The sequence below is a fragment of the Pseudosulfitobacter koreensis genome, assembly GCF_024733015.1.
Taxonomy (GTDB): domain Bacteria; phylum Pseudomonadota; class Alphaproteobacteria; order Rhodobacterales; family Rhodobacteraceae; genus Pseudosulfitobacter; species Pseudosulfitobacter koreensis.
This window is the reverse complement of record NZ_JANKJG010000009.1, coordinates 56,423-81,511: the sequence shown is the minus strand read 5'-3', so window position 1 is coordinate 81,511 and position 25,089 is coordinate 56,423. Positions and strand designations below refer to the sequence as shown.

20 protein-coding genes are annotated in these 25,089 nt (G+C 61.9%); 8 read left to right on the top strand and 12 right to left on the bottom strand.

Annotated features, from left to right (window positions below):
• Complete coding sequence (argH, locus tag NTA49_RS12640) at window positions 1-1,392, bottom strand: argininosuccinate lyase (protein WP_258295156.1); 1,392 nt, start codon at window positions 1,390-1,392, stop codon at window positions 1-3.
• Between the two features lie 22 nt (window positions 1,393-1,414).
• Here argH and NTA49_RS12635 point away from each other — a divergent pair, with 22 nt between their 5' ends.
• Both NTA49_RS12635 and NTA49_RS12630 read left to right on the top strand, forming a co-directional pair.
• Window positions 1,415-1,990 carry a TlpA disulfide reductase family protein gene (locus NTA49_RS12635; protein ID WP_258295155.1) on the top strand — a complete coding sequence of 192 codons (576 nt, stop codon included), beginning with the start codon at window positions 1,415-1,417 and terminating at the stop codon, window positions 1,988-1,990.
• Window positions 1,991-2,131: 141 nt separating this feature from the next.
• Window positions 2,132-2,554 carry a hypothetical protein gene (locus tag NTA49_RS12630; RefSeq protein ID WP_258295154.1) on the top strand — a complete coding sequence of 141 codons (423 nt, stop codon included), beginning with the start codon at window positions 2,132-2,134 and terminating at the stop codon, window positions 2,552-2,554.
• A 175-nt stretch (window positions 2,555-2,729) separates the two neighbouring features.
• On the opposite strand, the gene NTA49_RS12625 is transcribed toward NTA49_RS12630, so the two are convergent.
• Both NTA49_RS12625 and NTA49_RS12620 read right to left on the bottom strand, forming a co-directional pair.
• The gene (locus NTA49_RS12625; protein ID WP_261368294.1) at window positions 2,730-3,794 is read right to left on the bottom strand and encodes a Hint domain-containing protein; all 1,065 of its coding nucleotides are present in this window, start codon (window positions 3,792-3,794) and stop codon (window positions 2,730-2,732) included.
• A 111-nt stretch (window positions 3,795-3,905) separates the two neighbouring features.
• Complete coding sequence (locus tag NTA49_RS12620) at window positions 3,906-4,829, bottom strand: lipid A deacylase LpxR family protein (protein WP_258295152.1); 924 nt, start codon at window positions 4,827-4,829, stop codon at window positions 3,906-3,908.
• 210 nt (window positions 4,830-5,039) lie between these two features.
• On the opposite strand from NTA49_RS12620, the gene NTA49_RS12615 reads away from it, so the two are divergent.
• Window positions 5,040-5,606 carry a hemerythrin domain-containing protein gene (locus NTA49_RS12615; RefSeq protein ID WP_258295151.1) on the top strand — a complete coding sequence of 189 codons (567 nt, stop codon included), beginning with the start codon at window positions 5,040-5,042 and terminating at the stop codon, window positions 5,604-5,606.
• Between the two features lie 47 nt (window positions 5,607-5,653).
• Here NTA49_RS12615 and NTA49_RS12610 read toward each other — a convergent pair whose 3' ends face one another.
• Window positions 5,654-7,843, bottom strand: a complete 2,190-nt coding sequence (locus NTA49_RS12610; protein WP_258295150.1) for an NADP-dependent isocitrate dehydrogenase — start codon at window positions 7,841-7,843, stop codon at window positions 5,654-5,656.
• 329 nt (window positions 7,844-8,172) lie between these two features.
• Here NTA49_RS12610 and NTA49_RS12605 point away from each other — a divergent pair, with 329 nt between their 5' ends.
• Entirely contained in the window at window positions 8,173-8,703 is a 531-nt protein-coding gene (locus tag NTA49_RS12605; protein WP_258295149.1) for a methanogen output domain 1-containing protein, read from the top strand.
• Window positions 8,704-8,756: 53 nt separating this feature from the next.
• Complete coding sequence (locus tag NTA49_RS12600) at window positions 8,757-10,772, top strand: response regulator (RefSeq protein WP_258295148.1); 2,016 nt, start codon at window positions 8,757-8,759, stop codon at window positions 10,770-10,772.
• Window positions 10,773-10,784: 12 nt separating this feature from the next.
• On the opposite strand, the gene NTA49_RS12595 is transcribed toward NTA49_RS12600, so the two are convergent.
• The 3 genes from NTA49_RS12595 to NTA49_RS12585 all read right to left on the bottom strand — a co-directional run bounded on the left by NTA49_RS12595 (window position 10,785) and on the right by NTA49_RS12585 (window position 14,369).
• Window positions 10,785-12,635 carry a hypothetical protein gene (locus tag NTA49_RS12595; RefSeq protein ID WP_258295147.1) on the bottom strand — a complete coding sequence of 617 codons (1,851 nt, stop codon included), beginning with the start codon at window positions 12,633-12,635 and terminating at the stop codon, window positions 10,785-10,787.
• A 99-nt stretch (window positions 12,636-12,734) separates the two neighbouring features.
• Window positions 12,735-13,712, bottom strand: a complete 978-nt coding sequence (locus NTA49_RS12590) for an MBL fold metallo-hydrolase (protein ID WP_258295146.1) — start codon at window positions 13,710-13,712, stop codon at window positions 12,735-12,737.
• Window positions 13,713-13,895: 183 nt separating this feature from the next.
• Entirely contained in the window at window positions 13,896-14,369 is a 474-nt protein-coding gene (locus NTA49_RS12585; protein WP_258295145.1) for a nucleoside deaminase, read from the bottom strand.
• An 86-nt stretch (window positions 14,370-14,455) separates the two neighbouring features.
• Between NTA49_RS12585 and NTA49_RS12580 the strand changes: the two genes are divergently transcribed.
• Window positions 14,456-14,872: a VOC family protein gene (locus tag NTA49_RS12580; protein ID WP_258295144.1), complete on the top strand. Its 417-nt coding sequence runs from the start codon at window positions 14,456-14,458 to the stop codon at window positions 14,870-14,872.
• A 63-nt stretch (window positions 14,873-14,935) separates the two neighbouring features.
• Here the strand turns inward: NTA49_RS12580 and NTA49_RS12575 are convergent, their stop codons facing one another.
• The gene (locus NTA49_RS12575) at window positions 14,936-15,817 is read right to left on the bottom strand and encodes a M15 family metallopeptidase (protein ID WP_258295143.1); all 882 of its coding nucleotides are present in this window, start codon (window positions 15,815-15,817) and stop codon (window positions 14,936-14,938) included.
• 137 nt (window positions 15,818-15,954) lie between these two features.
• Here NTA49_RS12575 and NTA49_RS12570 point away from each other — a divergent pair, with 137 nt between their 5' ends.
• Window positions 15,955-16,536: an OmpA family protein gene (locus NTA49_RS12570; protein WP_258295142.1), complete on the top strand. Its 582-nt coding sequence runs from the start codon at window positions 15,955-15,957 to the stop codon at window positions 16,534-16,536.
• A 36-nt stretch (window positions 16,537-16,572) separates the two neighbouring features.
• Window positions 16,573-18,729: a serine/threonine protein kinase gene (locus NTA49_RS12565; RefSeq protein WP_258295141.1), complete on the top strand. Its 2,157-nt coding sequence runs from the start codon at window positions 16,573-16,575 to the stop codon at window positions 18,727-18,729.
• A gap of 3 nt (window positions 18,730-18,732) precedes the next feature.
• Here NTA49_RS12565 and NTA49_RS12560 read toward each other — a convergent pair whose 3' ends face one another.
• Genes NTA49_RS12560 through tssL form a run of 4 tightly spaced genes read right to left on the bottom strand, consistent with a single transcriptional unit; the run spans window position 18,733 to window position 25,077 of the window.
• On the bottom strand, window positions 18,733-19,446 hold the full coding sequence (locus NTA49_RS12560) for a PP2C family protein-serine/threonine phosphatase (protein ID WP_258295140.1): 714 nt from the start codon (window positions 19,444-19,446) through the stop codon (window positions 18,733-18,735).
• Window positions 19,443-20,111: a type VI secretion system-associated protein TagF gene (tagF, locus tag NTA49_RS12555; RefSeq protein ID WP_258295139.1), complete on the bottom strand. Its 669-nt coding sequence runs from the start codon at window positions 20,109-20,111 to the stop codon at window positions 19,443-19,445. Before tagF ends, NTA49_RS12560 begins: the two co-directional genes overlap by 4 nt.
• Window positions 20,111-23,695 carry a type VI secretion system membrane subunit TssM gene (gene tssM, locus NTA49_RS12550; protein ID WP_258295138.1) on the bottom strand — a complete coding sequence of 1,195 codons (3,585 nt, stop codon included), beginning with the start codon at window positions 23,693-23,695 and terminating at the stop codon, window positions 20,111-20,113. The genes tagF and tssM overlap by 1 nt, the downstream gene beginning before the upstream one ends.
• Entirely contained in the window at window positions 23,692-25,077 is a 1,386-nt protein-coding gene (tssL, locus tag NTA49_RS12545; RefSeq protein ID WP_258295137.1) for a type VI secretion system protein TssL, long form, read from the bottom strand. The genes tssM and tssL overlap by 4 nt, the downstream gene beginning before the upstream one ends.
• Window positions 25,078-25,089 lie beyond the last annotated feature (12 nt).

Below are 25,089 nucleotides of genomic sequence, written 5' to 3'. Positions count from 1 at the left end.
TCATTTCAAAACCTCGCGCCAACGGCCCACCTGAGCGCGCACCTGCGCGGGGGCGGTACCGCCGTAAGACATACGCGAATCGACAGAATTTTGCACCCCCAACACGTCGAAGACATCCTTCGTGATATCGCCGTGAACGGATTGCATATCTTCAAGGCTAAGGTCGGGCAGATCGCAGCCCTTGCCCTCGGCCAAAGCGACCAGCGATCCGGTCACGTGGTGCGCGTCGCGGAAGGGCATACCCAGCACCCGCACCAGCCAGTCGGCCAGATCCGTGGCGGTGCTGAACCCTGCCCCTGCGGCGGCGGCGAGGCTCTCGCGGTTGGCGGTCATGTCGCGCACCATCCCCTCCATCGCGGCCAGCGCCAGCATCCAGTTGTCGGCGGCGTCGAAGACCTGTTCCTTGTCTTCCTGCATGTCCTTGGAATAGGCCAGCGGCAGTCCCTTCATCACCATCATCAGGCCGACGTTGGCCCCCATGATCCGGCCCACCTTGGCACGGATCAGCTCGGCGGCATCGGGGTTCTTCTTTTGCGGCATGATCGACGATCCGGTGCTGAACCTGTCCGACAGCGTCACGAACCGGAACTGCGCCGACGACCAGATCACCAGCTCTTCGGCGAACCGGCTGAGGTGCATGGCGCAGATGCTGGCGACGCCGAGGAATTCGAGCGCAAAATCGCGGTCGCTGACAGCATCCAGCGAGTTTGCCGCAGGCCGGTCAAATCCCAGCGCCTGCGCCGTCATCTCGCGGTCGATGGGAAAGGACGTGCCCGCCAGTGCCGCAGCGCCCAAGGGGCATTCGTTCATCCGCGCCCGCGCATCACGCACACGGCTCAGATCACGGCCCAGCATTTCCACATAGGCCATCATGTGATGGCCCCAAGTCACCGGTTGCGCAGTCTGCAAGTGGGTAAAGCCCGGCATGACCCAATCCGCGCCCGCGTCAGCCTGTGCCAGCAGCGCGTCGATCAGCGCGAGCAGACCCGCCTCGGCGGCGTCCAACTGATCGCGGACCCAGAGTTTGAAATCCGTCGCCACCTGATCGTTCCGGCTGCGCCCGGTGTGCAGACGCCCCGCCGACTCGCCGATCACCTGCTTCAGCCGCGCTTCCACGTTCATGTGGATGTCTTCGAGTGCGGTGGAAAACTCGAACGTACCCGCTTCAATCTCTGACAACACCGTGAGCAGCCCTTCCCGAATGGTGTCGGCATCCTTAGTACTGATGATGCCTGCCGCACCCAACATCGCGGCATGGGCGCGCGAGCCTGCAATGTCCTGCGCCGCCATCCGCTGGTCGAACCCGATCGAGGCGTTGATCGCCTCCATGATCGCGTCGGGTCCGGCGGCAAAGCGGCCGCCCCACATGGTGTTTGCAGTCTTGTCTGTCATGGTTTGGACCTTTGGAGGGAATATGAAGAAACTCTTTGCTGCGCTGGTGTATACGGCCCTTGCCTTGGGTGCAAATACTGCGCTGGCCGATGTCGAAGCCGCGATGGGCCTGCGCGACGGCTCGATGAAAAAGCTGGTGTTTCATGATGCACCTCAGGCCACGTCGAGTGCCGCGTTCCAATTGCAGGACGGAGGCGGCGACGCGACATTGGAAGATTACCAGGACAAATGGGTACTCTTGAACTTCTGGGCGACGTGGTGCGCGCCCTGCCGCAAGGAAATGCCGATGCTGGCCGAATTGCAGGATGAATTCGGTGGCGACAATTTCGAAGTGCTGACACTGGCCACAGGGCGCAACTCGCCCGAGGGGATCAGCAAGTTCTTCACCGACATGAACATCGACAACCTGCCCCGCCATCAGGACCCAAAACAGGCCGTGGCCAGCCAGATGGGCATCTTCGGTCTGCCGATCACCGTGATCCTCGACCCCAAGGGCCGCGAGGTTGCGCGTCTTCGCGGGGATGCGGAGTGGAACTCCGACAGTGCCAAGGCGATCATCGCGGAACTGACGGGGCAAACCGTGGCCGGGACGAACTGAACCGGTGAGGGTGGCCTGTGCCACCCCAAGCGCGTGTTCACTACCTCATGCACGAGGGGGCTTGGGGGGAGCTCAGGGCTGTGATAACCTAAGCCCACACTGTATTTTCAGCGAGTTCTCATCGTGCCATGTGATTGCCGGGTGTTTCCCCAACACAGCCTTGTCTGGTTCCGCTTCTGGGGTGACCTGAACCGCCTTGAAATCAACACGCTGATGTCGACCTATTGGCACGCTCCGGGGTACGATCCAGCCTTCGCAGTGTTGCAGGATTTTCGCGGCACCGACACCAATGACCTGACGCATTCCGAACTTGTCCTGATGGCGGAAAAGCTCAAGGCCTTGCGCCAAAAACTTGGTATTTCGATGCGTCTTGCGCTGCTGGCCCCCGGCGATCTCGGGTTTGGCATGGGGCGGATGTTCGTGACGTTGCTGGGCAATGCGCCGCTGGTCACGGCGTCGGCATTTCGCGATCTGGAAGGCGTCGGAGCATTCCTGAACCTCACACCAGAGGCACGGGCGCTGATCGGCAGCCCCGATGTCACCCCTGCAAGTGTGGCCATCTGAGGCGACAGCGCCTGAAATACGCCTTTGGCGGCCGAGGTACGGCGCTGATCAAGCAAAAACATCTGATCTGCCCCCCCGGCGACAACGTCTCCGGCTTTTCCTGACCCTTTCTTTTGGCCATAAATATCCCGGGGGGACGGGGGGCAGCGCCCCCGGATGCGCCCGGCCCGCGCCCTTACGCCGCGTGGCGCAAGATCGCGGCCTCTGATCCGGACAGGTTGCGCCGCGCAAAGCGGCCATAGACATGGGGGTCGCGTTCGAGGCCGGGAAACTGTTGCAGCAGCCTGGCGCGGTCCCCGGCTGCCAGCGTGGTCAGCGCAGTGTTCGCAGGATGAAAGCTTTCTGTCTCGACGCCGTTGGCCCACAGGATCTCGTGGCAGGGCAGCATCAGATGCACATAGGTCACGTGCGGCACGCTCAGGTCCACGGTGATCGTGCGTCCGTTGATCAGATCCTTGGCGGCGACCAGCACCTCGGAGGTGTTGAACAGCGCCCGCGCCGCGTTGCCCTTGACCAGCATCCGGTGTTCCGGCGACACCAGCAGGGATTCGTCCGGCCGCTCGACGCCCAGGGCACCGGCACGGATGCGGATCGGGCGCATATGCGGCATTGCGAACAGGCGGGCGCCCGTCATCGGGCGGCTGCCGACCCATTCGATCGGCTGCGCGCCGCTGTCCTTGGTCTGGACCAGATCGCCCTGACGTAGATCCTCGATCGGCCTTGCGCCGTCGGGCGTGCGTATCCAGGTGCCGGGGGTGAAACAGATCACACCGCCGGTATCGCGGCCGCTGGGATTGCCCCGGTTGGCCCCCAAGGTGTGATGCACCACCCAAAGATCGCTGTTGCGCGGCGGCATGTCGTCGAGGAACATCAGCAACGGCTGCGCGCCGCGACCGATTTCGATCACGGTCACCGTGAACGTGCGCGCGCCGTCCGTGACAACAAAACTGCTGTCCATAAGCGGCGCGTCTTCGTCCCATTTGACATGATCCGCCGGCGCATAATCCAGCGCCGCGCCCACAAGGCGATGCACCATACGTGCCGCCCGTTTGCGCAAATTCTCCGAACCGTCTGCACCGTCCAGTCGCAAAATATCAGCAGGGCCATCCACGCGCACGGGATCGCCATACCATGACCAAGCGGCCCCTACGTTGAGGGACTGCATAGGAGCGGCCTCAAGACCGTCTATTTCTGTTTGCGACCAAGAGATGACAAACGTGCCACGAAAGCCCGTTCCCATTCCTGCTTGCCTGCCTCATCGTTTTTTATTGAGCCAAGTCTATCAAAACTGATGTGACCCGCCTAGGGCCTATTTTCTTATGTCCGCAATGTGTTGCAGTCGGAACCTCATTCAGAATCGAAAGTGGGCGCGAAAGCTGCCGACAAACTGACCTTCGCCCTGGCCATCGAATTCCTCGCCCAGGTAGCTTAGCCCGTAAAACACCCCGCCACCGTTCTCGCCGCGCCATTCCACGCCTGCGCGCGCACGCACACGGGCATTGCGTGGATCATAGCCGCGCGCTTCGGGCAGGAACACACTGTCGATCACGTGGGTCACATCACCGCCGATGACAAAGCCATAGCCCGAAGCCCCGCCGTCAATCGCGCGGTATCGTTGGCCACTGACCGGATCGCGCACCATCAGCGCGCCCTGCTCCAGCCCGCCCCAGCGCATGTCGAACCCGGCGCGCACCAGCGTTTCCGCACCTGCCCGACCTTCCAGAAAGGGGCGCATCACGCTGTCGCCAATGACAAAGCTGCGTCCGGCTTCGGCGACGACCGTGGGGTAGACGCCGTTTTCGATCTGCGCGTCACGCATTGCGTCCGACAGCTCCGGCATCCCCAGCAGGTCGTGAACCGCCCCATGAAAACTGTCGAGCCCCGTGGCAGGACCCACCACGACCAGATCACCGCCGACAGCCATATCCAGCCCGCCGGTTTCGAAATGACTGTGAACGCCGACCGACAGCGCCCCGGCATAGGGTCGGTCTGCGGGATCGGGCGCCTCGATGTTGGCGGGCGCGATGATCTGGGCACCCAGCCGCAATTCGATCAGGTCACCGACCCCCCGCGGCGGCGCGCCATCCCAGCCCCGGCCCCAGACCCGCGAAGACGCAATCGAACCGGTGCGCCAGCGGTCCTGTCCGTCGCCGATAAAGTCATTCGTCAGAAGATAGCCAAAGCCTAGGCGCGTGAAATCCTCGGCTTGTGCGCTCAGGGGCAGCAACGCAAGCAGCGCTGCGGGTGCATATTTGAACATCATCGGTCCCGTCATGTCTGCCCCCCGGCTGTGTGCCTTTGGTACGCTGAATGCCCGTATCAAAGCCACGCCCAGCGCGGCTTTTGCGACACGAAGCGCCCGCAACGTGTCCTTCTGGTCGCAGGTTTGCCGCCTAAAGTGCACTTGGGGCCCTGCTCCTGTGCAGTTTTGCTCAGGTCACAAAGCCACCTGCCCTGCCTATCTGTAAGGGGAAAGGAGACCGCCATGACCGATCTCATCCCTGTCCGCACCACCGCAATGCCCGCTGAAATGGGCGTCCTGCTGCACGACTATCCCCGTGACGCATGGGCGGCCAACCCACATTTTGCCAAGTCCACCCGTGAGTGGATGCGCGCCCACGAGAAGTTTCGCGTGCTGTCCGACCACCTGCATGACCAGACCCAGAGTTTTCTGGACCGAACCCGCGATCCCGACGGCTTTGCCGATCATCTGGGGCGCTATGGCACGGCCCTTGTGCGGGCGCTGCACGGCCACCACCATTTCGAGGATCTTTCGTTCTTTCCGGAACTGTCGGAAGCCGATCCGCGCTTTGATCGCGGTTTGGAGATCCTCGAGAAGGACCACGAGGCGCTCGACGCCGTGCTGGACGCTTTCAGCCATACCGGCAGCCGCGTGATCAAGCTGGTGCAGCTCGACGAGGCAACCGCGCGCGAGGAAGCAGGTATTCTGGTGACACAAACAGAGGCGATCCGTGCCTTTCTGAACCGTCATCTGGGAGACGAGGAAGACCTGGCCGTGCCGGTCATCCTGCACCATGCACTGCGCGGATAGCAGATGCAAAAGCGGCCCCCGCGATGTTCGGGGGCCGCCAATCGGGCTTAGCCGATGATATCGTTCAGCGTCTTCGACGGGCGCATCACCGCTTCGGTCTTGGCCGGATCGGTGTGATAGTAGCCGCCCAAGTCAGCCGGTGCGCCCTGCGCTGCGGCAAGCTCGCTCAGGATCTGCTGCTCGTTCGATGCCAGTGCTTCGGCAATCGGCGCGAAATGCGCGGCCATGCCCGCGTCGCTGTCCTGAGCGGCCAGTGCTTCGGCCCAATAGCGGGCGAACCAATAGTGGCTGTCGCGGTTGTCCGGCTCCCCGACCTTGCGCGAGGGCGAACGGCCGTGGTCCAGAATGCCCTGGGTCGCGGCATCCACCGCCTGACCCAGAACCCGCGCCTGTGCGTTGCCCTTGCTGTCGGCAAGGAACGTCAAGCTTTCGCCCAGCGCGCAGAACTCGCCCAGGCTGTCCCAGCGCAGGTGGTTTTCCTCCTGCAGCTGTTGCACGTGCTTGGGGGCCGAGCCGCCCGCGCCGGTCTCGAACAGACCGCCGCCGTTCATCAGCTTGACGATCGAAAGCATCTTGGCCGAGGTCGCCAGCTCCAGGATCGGGAACAGATCGGTCAGGTAGTCGCGCAGCACGTTGCCGGTGATCGCGATGGTGTCTTTGCCGCTTGTAATCGTCTCGAGCGATGCGCGGGTCGCTTCGCGGGGGGCCATGATCTCGAACTTGTCCGCGACGCCCTTGGCTTCGAGGATCGGCTTGACGTAGGCGATCAGCTCGGCGTCATGCGCGCGCGCGGCGTCCAGCCAGAAGATCGCGCGGCAACCTTCGGCCTTCTGGCGGTCGATGGCCAGGTTCACCCAGTCCTCGATCGGTGCCTTGCGCGCCGAGGCAGAGCGCCAGATGTCGCCGGTCTCGACCTTGTGCTCGTGCAACACGGTGCCATCGTCGAGGATCATCTTGACTGTGCCCGCCTGCGGGATTTCAAACGTGGTCGGATGGCTGCCGTATTCTTCGGCCTTTTGCGCCATCAGGCCGATGTTTTGCACCGTGCCAGCGGTGGCGGGGTCCAGCTTGCCCTTTTCTTTGAAGAACTTGATGGATTCGTCATAGACCGGCGCATAGGAATTGTCGGGGATCACGCAATTCGTGTCCGCCTCAGCGCCATCGGGGCCCCAGCCCTTGCCCCCCGCACGGATCAGCGCCGGCATAGAAGCGTCGATGATCACGTCGGACGACACGTGCAGGTTGGTGATGCCCTTGTCCGAGTTGACCATATACATCGGCGGACGCGCGGCCATGCAGGCGTCGATGTCGGCCATGATGTCGGCCTCGTCCTTCACCCGTGTCAGCAGATCGCCCAGACCCGAATTGGGGTTCACGCCCAGATCGCGCATCTTGTCGCCGTGCTTTTCAAACACGGGCGCCAGGAACGCCTTGACCGCGTGGCCAAAGATGATCGGGTCCGAGACCTTCATCATGGTGGCCTTCATGTGCAGCGAAAACAGCGTGCCGTCAGCCTTGGTCTCGTTGATCTGATCGGTCAGAAAGCTTTGCAGCGCTGCCGCGCTCATGAACGTGGCATCGACAACGGTGCCTGCGGGATAGGACACGCCCTCTTTCAGCACGGTTTCGCCCGCGTCCGTGACCAGAACGATTCTAGCGGTCGCTTCCTTGTCCAGCGTCGCCGAGCGTTCGTTCGAGAAGAAATCGCCATCCGACATGGCCGACACCTTGGTCTTGCTGTCGGCTGACCAGTCACCCATGCGGTGCGGGTTGTTCTGGGCAAAGCTTTTCACGGCCTTGGCCGCGCGCCTGTCAGAGTTGCCTTCGCGCAAAACCGGGTTCACTGCCGAGCCCTTGATACCGTCGTATTTGGCACGCACGGCTTTTTCCGCGTCGGTCTGCGGGGCGTCGGGGTAATCAGGCAGCGCATAACCTTGCGATTGCAGTTCCTTGATCGCCGCGACCAGCTGCGGCACCGAAGCCGAGATATTCGGCAGCTTGATGACGTTGGCATCGGGCGTCTTGACCAGTTTGCCCAGCTCGGCCAGATCGTCCGACTGGCGCTGATCCTCTTTCAGATGTTCGGGGAAAGTGGCAAGGATTCGCCCCGCAAGACTGATGTCGCTGGTGCCCACGGACACCCCGGCGGCGGCGGTAAATTTCTGAATAATAGGCAGGAAAGACGCCGAAGCCAGTTCCGGTGCTTCGTCGACTTTGGTGTAGATGATATCGGGCATGGGACGCTCCTTGAAAGAGAATTTGCCCGTTCATAGCCGACGGATCTGGCGACGTCGACAGTATACCTTTGCATACAGAGTATCCGGCGGCATCACGGCGGAAAGTATGGGCGGCACGGCCGGGTTTCTCCGAAACTTCGGTCAAAAAGCAGCGAACGACAGGGATGGAGACACTTAATACGAGAAAAGGCTTTGCCGCAGGGGCAAACCGCTTCTAGTGTCTGTCAACCGCGCCGCGCCTTGCGAACCGATGCCAGGGCCCGACGCGACCGTTTACCTAACGCTAACATCGGGCCGTGGATAGTGTCTGACTGAAATAAAGAGGTTATATGACGGACGCGTTGCCCCAACCTCTTCGGACACCCGCCATCCAAAAGGATTATTTCCTGCGTTCGATCCTGCGAGAGCTGGTGGGAATGCTGGAACAGACCGTCGGAGAGCGCGAGGCCGAGGCCTATGTCAATCATGTCGGCATTTCGATGGGCCGCATCCTCAACGAAGATTACCGCACCGCATTCGGAAGCGATAAGCTGGACGCGCGCCAGGTGGCGGCTACGCTTGTCGATCTGAAGGCGCGGATCGACGGCGGGTTTTCGATCACGGAAATCGACAGCGACAAGATCGTGCTTGAGAACACCGCCTGCCCCTTCGGCGACAAGGTCGTTGGCCGCCCGTCGCTGTGCCGGATGACCGCGAATGTCTTTGGCCATATCACGGCGGAAAACCTGGGCTATGCCCGTGTGCGCATAGACAAGGCGATTGCCAGGGGCGACCCCGGTTGTCGCGTGGTGATCGCGCTGTCCAAAGCCGACGAGACGTCAGGCCCCGGCGAGAGTGAATTCTTTGTTGGCACAATATAGAAAACACCCGGATGCCTGATCGTATCACCCTTTCCTTGAGCGCGTTCGTTCGAATGACCGATGACGCCATGCTGATCATTGATCCCAAGGCGCAGATCATCAGACATGCCAGCCCGCAGGCGATGGATCTGATCGGCCCGACGCTGCGCACAGAGGATACCCCGCTGGGGGATGTTTTTCTGAACGAGGGCAATGATCTGGGCGCATTTCTTGCAGGCGCGCTGTCGGTGACCGACCCGCTGCTGAGCGGTGTGACGCTTGCCCCGGACAAAAGAACGCTGAGCGCGAAGGGCAGCCGCCTCAGCCTCGACGATGGCTCGGCACTTGTCTTGCTGCTGCTGGAGGCAGAGCCGGAACTGTCCAGCCGGTTCCGGCTTCTTGCCGACAAGATCGAAGAGCTTCGCGCCGAGGTGATCCGCCGTGTCGCCGCGGAAAAGGGACAAACCGAGTACATAGATTCGCTGCACCGATCCGTTTCGGTGATCAAGCAGCTTGCCGAACTGGATGTCTCCAGCGGCGATTATCTGGATATGACCGCTGCCGTCATCAGCAGTTCGTTTCAGTCGCACGGAACTGCCGTCATCGCCGAAAACCTGGGAAAACTGCGCGTCTTGGCGGCAACGGGCGTCTTTGCGGACATCTTTCCCAACCAGCCAACGCTGGGCCTGTCGCTGACGGAGTTCACCGGTTTTTCCGAAGCACAGGCAGACCGCTGGAAAGAGCTGCTGGTCTCGCACATGCAGCACGCAGGGGCGGACCATGTCAGCTTTGCCAATGCGCTGGTGATGCCGCTGCCCGTGGGGGGCAAGGTGCGGGGCGCGCTGATCTGCCTTATGGCAAACGACGGGCAGGGCCGCACCAACGTCCGGCTTGAAAGCGACCTGATTTCAGAGGCGATCGGCGGCCTGATGGCCAGAGCCGAAATCGAAGCACAATTGATGCACGCCCAAAAGCTGCACGCCATCGGGCAGCTGACCGGCGGAATCGCGCATGATTTCAACAACATCCTGGCGGTCGTGCTGGGGAACGCCGAACTGCTGCTGTATGAGTTGGACAGCATCGACATGGACGTCGCCCGCGAAATACGCGAAGCGGCAATCCGGGGCGCGACACTGACGTCGCGGCTGCTGTCCTTTGCGCGCAAGCAACCGCTGCAACCTGTGCCTACCGATTTCAACAGGCTGCTGCGCGAGTTCGATCCGATGATCCGACGCACGATCAAGGAGAACATCAGCCTTGAAATCGTGTCGTCTGCAGGGCTCTGGATATCCCAGGTAGACCGGAACCAGCTGGAAAATGCGGTGCTCAATCTGGCGGTAAACGCGCGGGATGCGATGCCGTCTGGGGGCCTGCTGACAATCGAGACCGCGAATACCCGGCTGGACAATGAATATGCCGAACGCCATTCAGAGGTGCGCGCGGGGCAATATGTCATGATCGCGGTCAGCGACACCGGCGAAGGCATGACGCCCGAAGTCGCGCGCGAGGCCTTTACCCCGTTTTTCACGACCAAGGAGGTTGGTCTGGGAAGCGGGCTTGGCCTGAGCATGGTGTTCGGTTTCGTCAAGCAATCGCTGGGCCACGTCAAGATCTACTCGGAGGCCGGGGTCGGCACCACGGTGCGCATGTATTTCCCGCGTGACCTGACAGAACTGGAAAACGTCGACACGGGCGACGCCACCAGCCATGAGAGCATGCCGCCCGCGATGGGGCACATCTTGCTGGTCGAGGACGATACCGGTGTGCTTCGCTATCTGACGCGCAGCCTTGAACTGCTGGGCTATACGGTGGACGGCGTCACCACGGCGGAAAAGGCAATCGAGCTGTTGCAGGGGCAGCGGTTTGATCTGTTGTTGTCCGACGTGATCCTGCCCGGCGGAAAGGGCGGCGCGGAATTGGCCAAGGTGGCCTTTGAACTGGCACCGGACATGCCTGTCCTGCTGATGTCAGGCTATACCGAGAATTCTATCGTCCACCACGGAAGGCTGGATGTGGGGGTCGAGTTCATCTCCAAGCCGTTCACCCGCGAACAGATTGCAAAACGGCTGAAGGGCCTGCTTGCGCGCTGAAGCCGGGCACGGCTAACGCAGGTGCAGACCGTTTTCGCTGAATGCTTCCCTGATGGTGGCGGCATGACGCTCTTTCAGGGTCCAAGACGTGAGGTTCGACAGGGCAAACAGCCGTGCCCGCGCGGTGTTGATAAACCACAGTCCCTGATCGAAAAACGTCCCGATATGCGGAAATCCGTTAGATCCCAAGCCCGAAGTTCTCCCCGGATCGCCGTTTGCGTCAACTTCGAGGGTGCGCATGATGCTCTTTTTGGCGTCTTCCCCGGCCGCCTCGCCTGCCTGCACCACCGCATCAATCCATTCGGGTTCAAACCCCAAATAGGCAATGCAGATCGTCGGTGAATAGGGCACGCCAACCATGGCTGTGGACGGATGGTAATCATAGCGCTTGCAGCTCAGCCGATCATCCTCGAGGTCTTTGGCTACGGTTACCAGATCACGAAGCGGGCGCAGATCATCGTTGCCGTGCGCCGCTTGGGTTTCGCGCAATCTCAGGCTTTTGTTGTGCCCGTGCGCAGGCGTTTCAAGAAAAAAGCTGGCAATGTCGTCGCCGATCATCTTGGTGATGCAGTGATCCTGATCCCGCTCATCAAGTGCCGACAATTGCGTCAGCGTGTCTGTCAAATTGCTGCACTTTTTGATGGAATCCTTGTCGAGCGGCGCAAGAGAGTTGGCAAAGACGATGATGTTTTCGACCTGGCGCGCCAGAAGCGGCGCAAGGCCCATATTGTCTTCGTGACCGCCATCCCCGTGGGACCATTCCTTTTGATAGAACTCGCCCGGCCGCGCGAAGGCTTTGGCGAAGGGCACCTGTTTCTGGTCGATGGGCACGAAATGCTCGGGGAATCCGAAGTTGGAGAGAACCACAGCCGACGGCGGCTTGGTCACGATCGTCTCTACCGGTGCCGCACCCGAAACGGCGGCGACATTGGCCAGTGAAAAGTTCAGACGCGCCGGGTCCGTCTTGTTGCCGAACTGCGGACTGACAAGGATCAACTCGGTCTTTCCCGCGTCCCGTATCACTGTCCGCGTGGGATGGTCATAGCCGTGGCTTTCCACAAAGCCGCCGCCCACAAGGCGCTTGGTCTTGTCGCCCAGCAATGCACGCGGCACGCCGGAATAGAGCGGGGTCATTTCCGAGCGGAATTTATGCTGTGCCCGGATGTTGGTGCGCCGGGTCAAAAGCACACCGCCCACGATCAGATAGGGCCGATCCCGCTCGACAATGTGAACCTTGATGCCCTCCAGATCGCGCCCGCTTTGGCGAATGTGGTCAAGATCGTCCTCGCGCCAAGTGAACAGGCTGTCAGGCTGCGCAGGGTCTGATCGGCCAAGGCCAAAGGGCGCCAGATAGATCTCTTCGAGCACCTCGGAAAAGGCTTCGTCGAACCGACCGCGCAGCCATGCACGTATCATCCGGTTGCGCACCGCCCCGTCGGAAATCGCGGCAAGCATGGAGGTGTCGGGAAACAGCATGCGGGCGACATTGCCTTCGGGGTCACGCGCGAGTGCGGGAAGGTAACGCGCGACCTCCTGGGGGGAGTAGCTTTGCCCCAGAAACCGGGCCTCGGCCTCGACGCTTGCGGTGACGGTCGGGCCCGTCTTGAGATAGGTATAGGGGATCGCCGTCCAACTGCCGCCCGAAATCGCGGACATGTACCGCACATCGCCGATCCAGCCGAGATCGTGAAGCGCGCGGATCTGGCCCAGCGTAGCGGGTGCCGCTCGGTTGCCGCCCCCCTGGAAAGCGACGCCGAACGAAGGCCGCTTGCTGATCTTCTCATCCGCCATTTCGGGATACTGGCTGACCAGTTGCGGTGTCGGCCAGAACTTTGCCCTGAACGGTGCCTCGTTCGGGTTCATGTGTTGGTCGCGCCAATCTTCGGAGCATGCTGACAACGCAAGAACAGCCAGGAACAGAATGGATCGCGTGAAATGTCGTGGAAGAAAGGCGATGAGCATCTAGAGCCGCTCCTTGGTTGACAGGGACGAAAATGGGTTGAAAGGCGTAAATACCGGAACGGAAACAAGTTCGAATTGCGGGTGCTTATTGGCGTAATCTTGGAGCAGCCCCAAGGAACGGTCGAGGTTTTCATAAAGCGGGATGGGCAGCCCGTCCTGGCCCGCAACCAGCGGCGGCGCGTGTCTGTCCCAGTGGATCGGCACCACATATCTGGCACCGCTGGCGACAATCGTGCCGTGAAAATACTCCAGCGCGTCGCGACGCGACCCCCAGCCAAGCCCGCCAATCCCCAGAAAGAGTATCTTTGCGGAGAATTCGGGGCGGTTCAGCGTATCCTTTATATGGCCCGCGGTCGGCACGATCAGGATATTGCCGCCCCGCGTGGTGATATGCACCGCGACGCCTGCGCCCTCCTTCAGGTTCTTCGCGCGCGTCGGGAACATCCAATCGTCATTCTTTGGCAGTGCTTCCAGCAGCCTTGAGGCCGGATTGTCGGAATGCGGCACCTTGATCAGCCGCAGGGTCATGTCTCCGTAAGACAAGACCTGCTGGTCACCGACGTCCTGAACGCGGATGTCGGGGCCGCGTTCAGCTGGGCAAAGTTCAGGGTAGAGACGCCGGGTGCGGTCGGCGGTTTCCCTCACCACCGGGTCTGCGATAAGCTCGGCACCGGTCATGCTGGCGATCAGCGGCGTATCCAGCGCGTGATCGTAATGGCCATGCATCGCAAGGATCGCATCCAGCCTGTCCGCGCCGACAGGTCGCTCTGCGCAGGACTGGCGCGTGGCAAGCCCCAGGCGTTCAACCATCGCCCCCACCACATCCGCGTCCGGCTGGATCGACCTGACGAGCGCAGCCTTCGGACGGCTGACAAAGCCGTCGACCATGATCCGCATGTCCCCGTCACGCAGCAAAAAGCTGGACACGCCCAGAAACTGCATTTCGATGTCACGAGGCGTGCGGTCTGTCAGCTTCACCTCTGGCCGTTCCCAGAACTCTGCAAAAGTGGCGCTGCAACCTGCCAGGAAGAAAGAGAGCAGAAGGGGCGCAAATAAGGCGCGCAGGAATTGAAATCGCGTCATGGGCAACACACTGCCCCGATTCAAAGCTGGCAATCTAGGAAAAATTTAAGCGCTGCCGTTCACGCTGCTTTTCGGCGGCTATTCTTCCCCATCGGCATAAAGGTAAAGAACGTCCTGTTCCGACACGCCGCCAATATGCGTGAACCCCTCGCCTGCGGCCTGGAAATCCGTGATCGTCAGCTTGGGGAACATGAAATACTTGGACCCGACATTGGCCTGCTGCGCGGCAAAGATCACCCGCGTGATCCCGGCAAACCGCATCGCCGCCAGACACATCTCGCAGGGTTGAAGCGTGGAAATCAGCGTGCACCCGCTGAGGTCCGTGGTGCCAAGCTGCGCCGCCGCCTTGCCCATCACGACGATTTCCGCATGGCGTGTCGGATCGCAGTCTTGAAAGACTGCATTCTCGGCCAGTCCCACAAGGGTATCCCCGCGCATGATAGCTGCTGCAATGCCCGTGCGCCCGCTGCTGCGATGCGCGGCGATGGCCTTTTCTATCGCATCCTGCAGCACTTGGGCCTCAGCCGCGCTAACCTGATCTGACCGGGGCATTGAATTCCTCTCACTTTCGCGTCTGGTGGAACCCCTCGCGCCGGGGCGGGGTTCCCAAGGCATATGGTTTTCGCAACGAGGAGCTTATGCCCGATTTCAAATCCATTCTCGAAACCGCCCTCTATGTCGATGATATGGACCGCGCGACCGCCTTTTACGAAGACGTCCTTCAGCTTACGTCACTGATGAAGTCAGACCGGCTCTGCGCCTATAATGTCAACGATGCCAGCGTGTTGCTGCTGTTCATCCGGGGCGGCACGCTGGAGCCTGTGGACACCGGAAACGGCATCATTCCACCCCACGACGGCACGGGGCCACTGCATATCGCATTCAGTGCCACGCACGAGATGCTGACGGTCTGGGAGGATCACCTGCGCGAGAAAGACATCGAGATCGAAGGGCAAACCACCTGGAAACGCGGCGGGCGAAGCATCTACTTTCGCGACCCCGATGGGCACCTGCTGGAGATCGCATCATCGCCCGGTCTGTGGCCGGGGTTTTAGGACCCTTACATTTAAGGACGGTCACATCTCAGGCTGATGGCACGCACAGGGCCACTGCATTGGCTAAAGCTTGCCTTCGGCGATCCATTTTTCCACGAGGTCCCGGCTTACCTCGAAATGCATGCTGTCTTCGCGCCCGAAACCGGCGCCCCAATACCAGCCTTCGTTGCGGAAGAAATCGGCCAGAATTGTCAGACCCAGCTGGGTTCGACCATCGCCCAATGAATCCAGGCGGCCGTCAATGTTGAGATCGACAGAGAGTCCAAAGGCATGTGTCGATGTGCTGTTTGGCGCGCCCCGGATGTGGCGGACGCACAGCGCGCCGGCGGTGTTGATCCGGTCGTAGAGATCCTTGTCGGCGGCCTTGATCTTGTCGAACACCACGCCAAGCGAATCGATTGCGGGCTGCAGCATGGTCACCCGGATCGGGCCGACCTCTGCCGTGACCAGCTTGCTCGCCAAACGCTCGTTGGTCATGCCCTGGCATTTGTCGGTCAGAACGTCGCGGGGCTTGCCGAACACCCCTTCGAGGTATCGCGGCGAGGCGATGTTGACACCCTTGTTAAGCTCGCGCCGGTTGGCGATCAGCACCACCTGGGCATAGGCGTCGATGATCTGGTTTGGCCCGTCGGTTTGAAACGCGGGCTGATCCTGACCGACGACTGGCGCAGAGGTGGCAGGCGCGCGGTTGACGTTCGCGGCGACCGTGGCGATCTGCTTTTCAAGTTGCTGCATCTGTTCGGTCAATGCCTCGAGCTGAGCGCGCAGGCCTTCGATCTCGATCCGCGCACCGCTGTCGACGGCAGGACCGGAGAACGCGGCATCACCGTCAACGTCATAGCGAATTTCAGCGACTGGACGGAACTGCATCCAGACCAGTAAGGCAACGCCCAGAAGAATCAGCACCATGACGCTGACGATTGCCGGTATGATGCGATTGTCCATGGAAATGCCTGTAAGACCTGAATGCGCCAACCTTGGTTCACCGCCATTGCCAAGTCAACAAAGCGACCCATCAACAGCGTTGTTTCAGCCCCTGCGCTGGTGTACCCTTCGCTTGTCCGATATTGGAAGGGTCATAAATGTTTAAGCAATTTTTCCTGGCTCTGGGCTTGGCGGTGACCGGGGTCACGGCGGTTGGCGGGGCTGCATTTGCGCAATCCAGCGATGCAAGCACGATGTCCGCAGAGCAGCTTGAAGAGCTTTTCAACAAGCAGAAAACACGCGGTCTGGTTCTTGCGCCGACAAATGCGCAGGATAACACCGGTGCCGACGACACAGCCGCCGCACGGACTGCCGCGCAGGAAACTTATGTAGAGCTCGCGCCCGAGGATCAGGTCAGCATCCAGATCAGCTTCGATTTCGACAGCTCTGCTTTGCGGGCCGACCAGAAGCCCAAGCTGGCGACATTGTGCCAGGTCATGCAAAGCGCCGATATCGGGGCGTTCCGCATTGTCGGTCACACGGATTCCAGCGGCTCGGCAAGCTATAACGAGCGGCTGTCGCTGTTGCGCGCGCAAGAGGTTAAACGCCATCTGGAGACCGATTGCGGGATCGAGCCCGCGCGGCTGGAAGCAGTTGGCGTCGGCGAGGCATTTCTGCTCGACAAGGCGGACCCAGCTGCAGATGCGAACCGGCGGGTCGAATTTCAGGCGCTCAGCTAAGGTGCGTTCATACCCGATGATCCACGGCGGTGCGGCATGACCGCGCCGCAGCCCGGCGATATTTTCAGTCCCGGCGATCTGCTGAACAATACCTACCGGATCGAGGCGATCCTGGGGCGTGGCGGCACATCGGAAGTGTACAAGGCCCGATCCGAGATTTCGGGCCGCGTTATGGCGGTCAAGGCGCTGCGCGCGGAATTTGCCAGCAACGAGGATTTTCTCGTGCTGATGACCCGCGAGGAAGACGTGCGAGAAATCCAGCACGAAGCGGTCGTACGCTACTTCGACACCCAGAGAATGCCCGATGGCGTGGTCTATCTGGTGATGGATTACGTCGATGGTCCCGGCCTTGACCGCAAGCTGGCCGATGGCGGGATGCGCGCGAGCGAGCTGATGGTGGTGGGCCAACGCGTCTGCGAGGGTCTGATCGCAGCACACGGGCGCAACATCGTGCATCGCGACCTGTCGCCCGACAACATCATCCTGCGCAACGACAAGGCCGATCAGGCAGTGATCATCGACTTTGGCATCGCCAAGGACACAAACCCCGGCGCGCAGACCATCGTCGGCAACGAGTTCGCCGGAAAATACGCCTATGCGGCGCCTGAACAGCTGAGCGGCAACACCGATGCCCGGTCCGACATCTATTCATTGGGCGCGCTGCTGCTGTCGACCTTTCGCGGCAAGAAGCCGGACATCGGTGCGAACCCGATGGAAGTGGTGCAGAAGAAGGCCGAGCCGCTGGACCTTGAGGGGGTGCCCGACCCGCTGCGCCGCCTGATCGCCAGGATGTGCGAGCCGAATCCTGAATTGCGGTTCCAATCGGCCGAGGCGCTTTTGGAAGCGTTCAAGAATCCTGATAGTATGAGCGAGGACGACCCCATCACGGCGATGCTGGACGATGCGACGGTGATCGCGCCTGTCAGTGCCCGCAGCACACACCTTGCCCCTGATGTGACGACCGCGATCGCCAAGGACGCCGCGCCCGAACGGCGGTCGCTCTTGCCGGTTCTGGCCTTGGTCGCTGTGGTGGTCGTGGGGGTTGGCGCCTATTTTGGCGGTGCCTTTGATGCGCTGATCGGGCCGCGCTATCCGGTAGCCGCCCCCTACGCAATGGTCATCGAAAAGACGCCGAGCGGCGCTGCGCAGGCGGTGGGAAACGTGCCATCGACCGAGGTTGAAGTGGCCTTGGCGGAGCGGATCGAGGGGCTGGGCGGCACGGCGGAGCTGACGCTGGCCAGCGGTGACATCCCGCCGACCTGGGGCGCCGGGCTGTTGCAGATCGTTGAAACAGCCCTGCCGCTGGAGGAATTTCGCATCGCGGTGTCCGACACTCAGGCCAGGGTGACCGGCCTTGCCGCGACCCGTGACGAACAGGCCACGGTGCAGGCCAGCTTCGCGGCAGGCTTTCCCGAAGGGTTCACCGGCACCGCCGAGATTGGGCTTGGGCCACGGTTCCTGCTGCCCGGCGACGTGCGCCCGCTGCTGGAAGACCGCGCCGATTGCGGCCCGCTGCAACTGATGTCACCGCCGCCCGTCGGCTATGCGCTTGAGGACCGGGTGATCGTCACCGGACGCTTCGCCGAGGAAGCAAGCAGGTCCGCGTTGCAGGCGGCGATTTCCGACATCGCAGGCGACAGGCCAGTCAGGGTCGAGGGCGAGGTTCTCAATCCCAGCCTATGCCGGATTGATGGCGTTTTACCCAAGGCCGGTCCGGGCGGTTTCGACATCCGCCTTGGCTATGGCGACCGCGCGGGAGACAACCTTGCCGGGCGCTATCAGGTTGGCGAAAACCCGACCATCGATGTTCGCCTGCCCGATGACATGACCGAGGGATACCTGTGGGTCTCGGTGGTGGATGTGCAGGGCATTGTGTTCCACCTGCTGCCCAACCGGACCCGCCCCGACAACAGCATTGCGGCCTTGCGTGCAGAGGCCGAAGACGGATTCGTGCGCGTCGCCTATGGCCTCGACGAAGCGCAGACCAGCGGCAAGCTGGCGTTCACCGTCGACGGCTCTGTGCTGGGCAAATCCAAGATCATTGCCCTGCATTCCGATGGCCCGCTGTTCGACGAATTGCGCCCAACGACGGAATCGGTCGAAAGCTATGCCGAAGCGCTGATCACGGCACGCGACACCAGCAATGTGACCGTGACCTCGCTGGATTCCGCGGTGCTGACCACGGAAGAGTGACGCCTAAAGCGCGTCGATCACGATGATCGAGATATTGTCTGCCCCGCCGCCATCCAGCGCGATCTGTTGCAACGTATCTGCCACCGTCTCGATGGGTTCGCGCGACAGGACACGCTCCAGAGTGTCGAAAGTCGCATATTTCGTCAGCCCGTCAGAGCACAGCAGGAACCGATCGCCGGGCAGGATCTCACCGCGCACCTTATCCAGTTCCAGCGTTTCGCCCACGCCCACCGCGCGGGTGATGGCGTTGGACTGCGGATGCTGTTCCGCCTCGTCCCAGGTCATCTGCCCTGCCAGCACGAAGGCCGCGACCATCGAGTGATCGGTGGTCAGCATTTCGATCCGTTTGTTTTGCAAACGGTAGAGGCGGCTGTCACCCGCCCAGAACGCCGCAAAGTGATTGTCCGCGACGGCCAGCGTCACGACCGTGGCCCCGATCGTGCCCTTGCCACGTGCGTCCGCTTCGGCGCGGATTGCGTCATGGGCCCCTGTGATCGCCTCGCGCAGGGCGCGGATCAACTCGCCCGAGGGCAGGTCAGGGTCGATCATCGCAATTCTGTCCACCACGACCTGCGAGGCGAAATCACCCGCCTCGTGTCCGCCCATGCCGTCCGATACTGCCCATAGCCGCTGATCCGGCAGGGTCAGGATGCTGTCCTCGTTTACTTTCCGTTTGTGGCCGACGTGGGTGGTGGCGGAATAGCGGATATGGGTCATGCGGATACCGCCACCTGGCCACCCGCGTGCCAGAACGGCGCCGACAGGTCGAACATTGCGGTCAGCTCGGCCCCGGTCGGCAGGCCGGGGACCGCCATCAGCCGGTGATCGCCATCAAGACAGGCCGACCAGAGCGCGCTGTCACCGTGCCTGCGGCGGATCGCGTCGGCGGCGATGATCTGCGCGGCTGGCAGGGCGGTTACGTATGGCGGGCCGTTCAGTGTTGCGGCGGCGGGCTGGATCAAGGTGACGGTCTTCAGCGCTGCGGTCAGGCTCTCGCGGTTGAAATCGTCCTCCAGTGCCGCCAGCGCGATATCTTCCAGCGCCTCGAAAACCGTGCGGTTGGCGAAATGCACCAGTGCTGTGCCCGCAGCGTCATGCGTGCAGGCCAGCGTCAGCGGGTATTGTCGCCCGACCCGGTCCACCGATGGCATCATGATGCCCGACACCGCCGCAGGCCCCGCCGCTTGCGCGGGCAGGGTGAACCGCCAGATCGGGGCGGACATGTAAGCCGCATCCCACCCCTGCCCGAGCGTGTCGCGCGCTGCCACGATGCTGTGTTGCAGCCAGTCGTCCCAGGCGGCCAGAAACGACGCCGGAAGATCAAGCCGCAAGAAATCCCCCATGCCGGGGATCTTGCCGAAGGCGCCAAAGCCTTGCCCCATCAGAACGAACTCGGGCAGCTGAACTGGCCCAGTGCTGGCAGGGCAAAGGGGTTCAGCACCGATCCGGACTGAAGCTGGAAGATCGAGATGCGCCCGCCCACGTTAAAGATCACGCGGTTGCGATCCGAGACGTTGGTGCGTCTGATCTCTGCGGCGCTGAGCAGGCGGAACCAGGCCCATGGGCCATCGCGGGTCATCGCGTTCGAGGTGTTGTTGACCACCGGCTGAAAGATCACCCGCGCCGAGCCGACGGAACCCGGCCAGGTGATCGCCACGGGCTTGGGCGCATTGTTGTGAGCAAAGACGATCTCCTGCCCGTCGATGTCAAGCGTGACCTCCTGTGCGGCTGGGTCCAGCGCCTCGGGCGTCATCTGGAATTTGACTGACGGCTGATCGCCTCCGGTGAAGAAGGCATCGCGGATTTCGGTGGCGTGCTGAAACTGCTGCAGGACGGCAGGGGATATCCCCAGATCCGCGTCATTCACCTTTTTCCACGCCCAAGGTCGCGCGCGCGTGTCGACATATTCGCGCAGGTTTTCGTTAAAGAATCCGTCGATCATGCCGTTCGGCGCGAAAAGCTTGGCAAAGTCGGCGATCGCCACATCTGCCTTGGCCTGCCGGTCGAAGGGGTAGCGATTGGACAGCGCCTGCGTGCAGAAGGGCAGCACCTGCGACTGCCACTTGGCGTTGATGGATGCGCGCGTGCCGTCCGCCGTGATCCCAGACGAGCCGCTGGTGATTTGGGTCGACCAGCGCTGGATCGGTCCCGGCAGACGATTGGCCAGTTCCTGAAAGCGCACGATGGCTGTCGCCTCGCCCGAGGCCGCGCCGACACCGCCCGCAAAGCTGAGTTTGTTGAGCTCCTGATAGACCTCCGTCAGCCGCCCGGTCAGCTCGGCCAGTTGCGAGGGTTGACCGTTCTGCTCTTCGACCAGCTGGTGCAGCCAGTCAAAGCGGTCCTCGACATAGGCGCCGGGTTGCTTGGGCGGCGGTCCCTGCTCGGTCTGCACGTTGCTGCGCAGCGCTTGCAGGAACAGTTGGCTGCGGCTCGACAGCGAGGATTGCAATTCGATCTCGCCGATTTCGGACACCCCCGCCGAAAGCGCAGAGGCGTTGTCAGCGCTGCGTTCCTCGGTCAGCTTAGTCTCGTCCGAAATCGCGTTGAGGATGTTGACCAGTGGTGACGTCGGCCCCGACAGGACGTTGGTTACCTCAACCGCATGGCTGAGGCTCTCCATCGGGATGATGTCGATATCGCCGAGGATCTGGTCATAGCGTGTAATGTAGTCGTTGTAATAGAGGTCGAGGACATCGCGGCTCATGGCAATCAGGGCGGTTTCCGATTGTTCGCTTTCGCCGCGCGGACCCAGCACCCAGCTTTCGCTCTGGATACGCTGGGTCACGCCAAGCGCTTCATCCAAAAAGACCGTGTTGAAGCCGTCATAAGTAAAGATCCCCTCGACCCCTTCGTTCAGCGGCTTGCCCGAGGAGCGCACGATCACGCGGCTGATCGCAGGTCCGCCCACATCCGTCAGCCGCCAGTCCGCCAACTCCTTGGCCCGAGGTGAATTGATAATCCCGTTATAGACCCGCTGCGCCAGCGGCATCTCGGACAAAAGCCCCTGAATCTGTTCGACCAGCGGCCCGTTCAGGCTGATCTCGTCCATCGGATTGTCAAGCAAGGCGGCAAGATGCACCGTCAGATCGTCGCGCAATGCTTCGCGGCCGGGGCCCTCGAACGCGACGGACCAGTCAAGCGCCATCCATTCCTTGACCAGTTCCTGGTTCATCGGCCCCTGCTGGCCCAACATCAGATAGATCTTGAGCACCTCATAGAGGAAATCGGGGTTGTTCATGTTGGCCTGCATCTGGTCTTCCAGACGCAGCAGCAGACGGGGCAGGAAATGCTCGTTCAGCGCCGCGCGGTAGCTTTGCGCCGCCTGGTTGCCGATGATCTTGCCCTGATAAAGCCCATAGGTCAGCGCGCGCGCCGGGGCCGGATCGACCACCGCAGGGTTGGTGGGCATGTCGCGCAGCACGTTGAGCGCGGGCACGACGCTGACCAGATCGGAATCCTCGATCGGGCTGCCCGGCACCTGCGACACTGCTGCGCGGTAATCCTCGATCGACGTGCTGGTCTGGGCAATCAGGTCGGTGTTGCCCAGATAGCTGCGCACCCAAAGCGCGGACAGACCGATGCCGCCGACAAGGGCGGCGGCAATTGCGGCGCGTTTGGTCCAGCGATAGCGGCGTTCGACCTTGTCATCCGCCGACACCAGCCCCGCTTCGGGGAAAATCACGCCTTCGAACAGGCGGGTCAGGAAAAAACTGCGCCCGGTGCCGCGCCCGGTGCCGATGGCCTGTCTGCCGATCCCGAAGGTGCGCGCCATGCCCATCATCAGCCGGTCGATTGGTGTGCCTTCCTGCGTACCGGACGTGAAATAGATGCCGCGCAGCAGATGACGTTTTTCAAAGCGGTTGTCCTGAAACACTTCTTCCAGGAACGATTTGGCGGTGGCCCGCACCGAGGCCACCTGCGAGGTAAAGCTGGCGACCAGCGCGCGACGCTGGTGGTCGGTTTCCTGCTGCATCCGTTCCAGCGACTGCGCGTTAAGCTGCGCCACCAACTGACCAAATTCGTCATCAAAGGCCGCGACAGGCGACACTTCGGCCTTGGTCTTCTTGGGAATGGGCAGGGTAAAGCCCCAGACCTGCTCGCGCTCTTCCTTGCCCAGATGATCGAAGAACTCGGAAAAGCCCGCGATCAGGTCCGACTTGGTGAACAGCACATAGACCGGAAAGCGCACGCCCAGTTTCTCGCGCAACTCGTGCAGTCGCCTGCGGATCGCGGCGGCGTGACTTTTCTGGGTTTCCTCGTCCTGCAGACTGAGGTCTGACAGCGAGATGGCGACGATTGCCCCGTTGATCGGCTGCCGCTTGCGGTGTTTCTTCAGCAGCCGCAGGAAACCGTTCCAGCCGGCGTTGTCCTCTTCGGCCACGCTGTCCTGCGTCGTGTAGCGCCCGGCGGTGTCGATCAGCACCGCGTTGTTGGTGAACCACCAGTCGCAGTTCCGAGTGCCACCGACACCGCCGACGGCCTGTTTGCCCAACGTGTCGGCCAGCGGGAATTGCAGCCCGGAATTCACGATGGCCGTGGTCTTGCCAGCGCCGGGCGGTCCAATCATCACATACCACGGCAGATGATACAGCGACTTGCGGCCCATCTTGGATTTGCGCAGGGCGGTGATCGCCTCCCGCAGCTTGCCTTTCAGCTCGCCCAACTCGGCCTTGACCAGTTCGTCATCCTCGTTCTCGGCTTCGGCGGCGGATTCGACGATATCCTCCTCCATCTTGCGGGCTTTGCGCGCGCGGCCCAGCAGGATCAGCAGGATGGTGAACAGTCCCAGAAACACGATGATCCCGATGGTGATCAGCCGCGCAAACACCGACAGGAACGGGGCGCTTTCCCCAAAGCTCAGGATCGGCCCCAGAAACCAGATCATCAGGCTGAAGGCGAGCGACACCAGCACCACGATCGAAATGGCCGATCCAAGCAGATGGAACATGCGGCGGATGTAAATCATGTGGATTTCCTGATCAGGACAACTTCGATACGTCGGTTCTTGGCGCGACCCTCCGAGGTGCCGTTATCGGCAATCGGGTTCTTGTCGGCATGGCCTTCGGCCTTCAGGCGAGCCATGTCGTCGATCTGCGTGGACAGGGTGCGCATCACGCTTTCGGCGCGTGCCAGCGACAGGTGCATGTTGGTCGGAAAGCGCGACGACTTGATCGGCACATTGTCCGAATGACCAACGATGATGATCGGCCCCTCGGCGTCGTTCAGCGCAGAGGCGACGCGCGACAGCGGCGTGTCGAAAGACGGTTGCAACTGATCCGAGCCAGAGCCGAACATGCCAGAGCCGGTCAGCCGCACGGTGATGGTGGACTGGTCCTGAAACACCTCGACGATGCCTTCCTTTATCTCGGCCTCAAGGAAACCCTTGACCCGTTCGATCTGTCCGTCGTTGGGCGGGGGTGGCGGCGGCGGAGGCGGTGCGCGGCGGAACAGTTCCGCCACCTGCCCTGTGTCCAGCACCGACAGCTGCCCCAGCACCCGGTCGGTCGAACGGTTCAAGAGCCAGCTCAGCGTCATGAAGGTGACCGTCAGCGCAACGGCGACGGTTGCAGACGTGATCCAGACCGGTTTCCACAGCGACAGCACCTTGTGCGGCTGCTCGACGCCCTTCCAGTGCGGCGACAGATCCTTTTCGATACTGCCGCGCTGTCCGCGAATGATCCGGGCCAGACCCGCGCGAATTTGCAGATGCTTGTCCGAGCCTTGCTGTTCGACCCGCAGCCGCCCCTCGAAACCCAGGGCAAGGCACATATAGAGAAATTCCAGCAACTCGATGTTCTTGCCGGGTTCCTTCTCCAGCCGTGCGAGCAGGTCATAGAACCGGTCGCCACCGACGGTTTCCTTGTGGAACGTGCCCACCATCGACTGCTGCGCCCAGATCGACTGCCCGCCCCAGGGCGTGTTCAGCACCACGTCGTCAAGCGTGGCGCAGATCGCGTAGCGGGCAATCTTGACGTCCTGCGCATCGACGCCGCCCTGCAGCGCGCGAGTCTCGAATCCGCGCACTTCGGCGACGACGGATCGGCGCAGCTTTTCGGGGTCCATGTGCTGCGCACGGTTGCGGATACGGCTGACAAGGCTGAACAGCGTGGCAGCTGCGGCATTGATCCGGTTCATACCGGTCATGCCCTGATCCATCGAGGGCTCGGTTGTGCCGCCCTTTCCGGCGGGAATACCGGTCGCCTGACCGCTGGGTGTCTGCGCCACCTCCGGGGTGGCTTGCGGCTGTACCTGGGGAGCCACGGCAGCGGGACGCCGCCCGCCTGGGTTCGGCTTGATCACCGTCCGGTCGGCATCGTCCGGTTCTGCAAAGGGGTCGTTGTCAGACATGTCTCGGCGCTT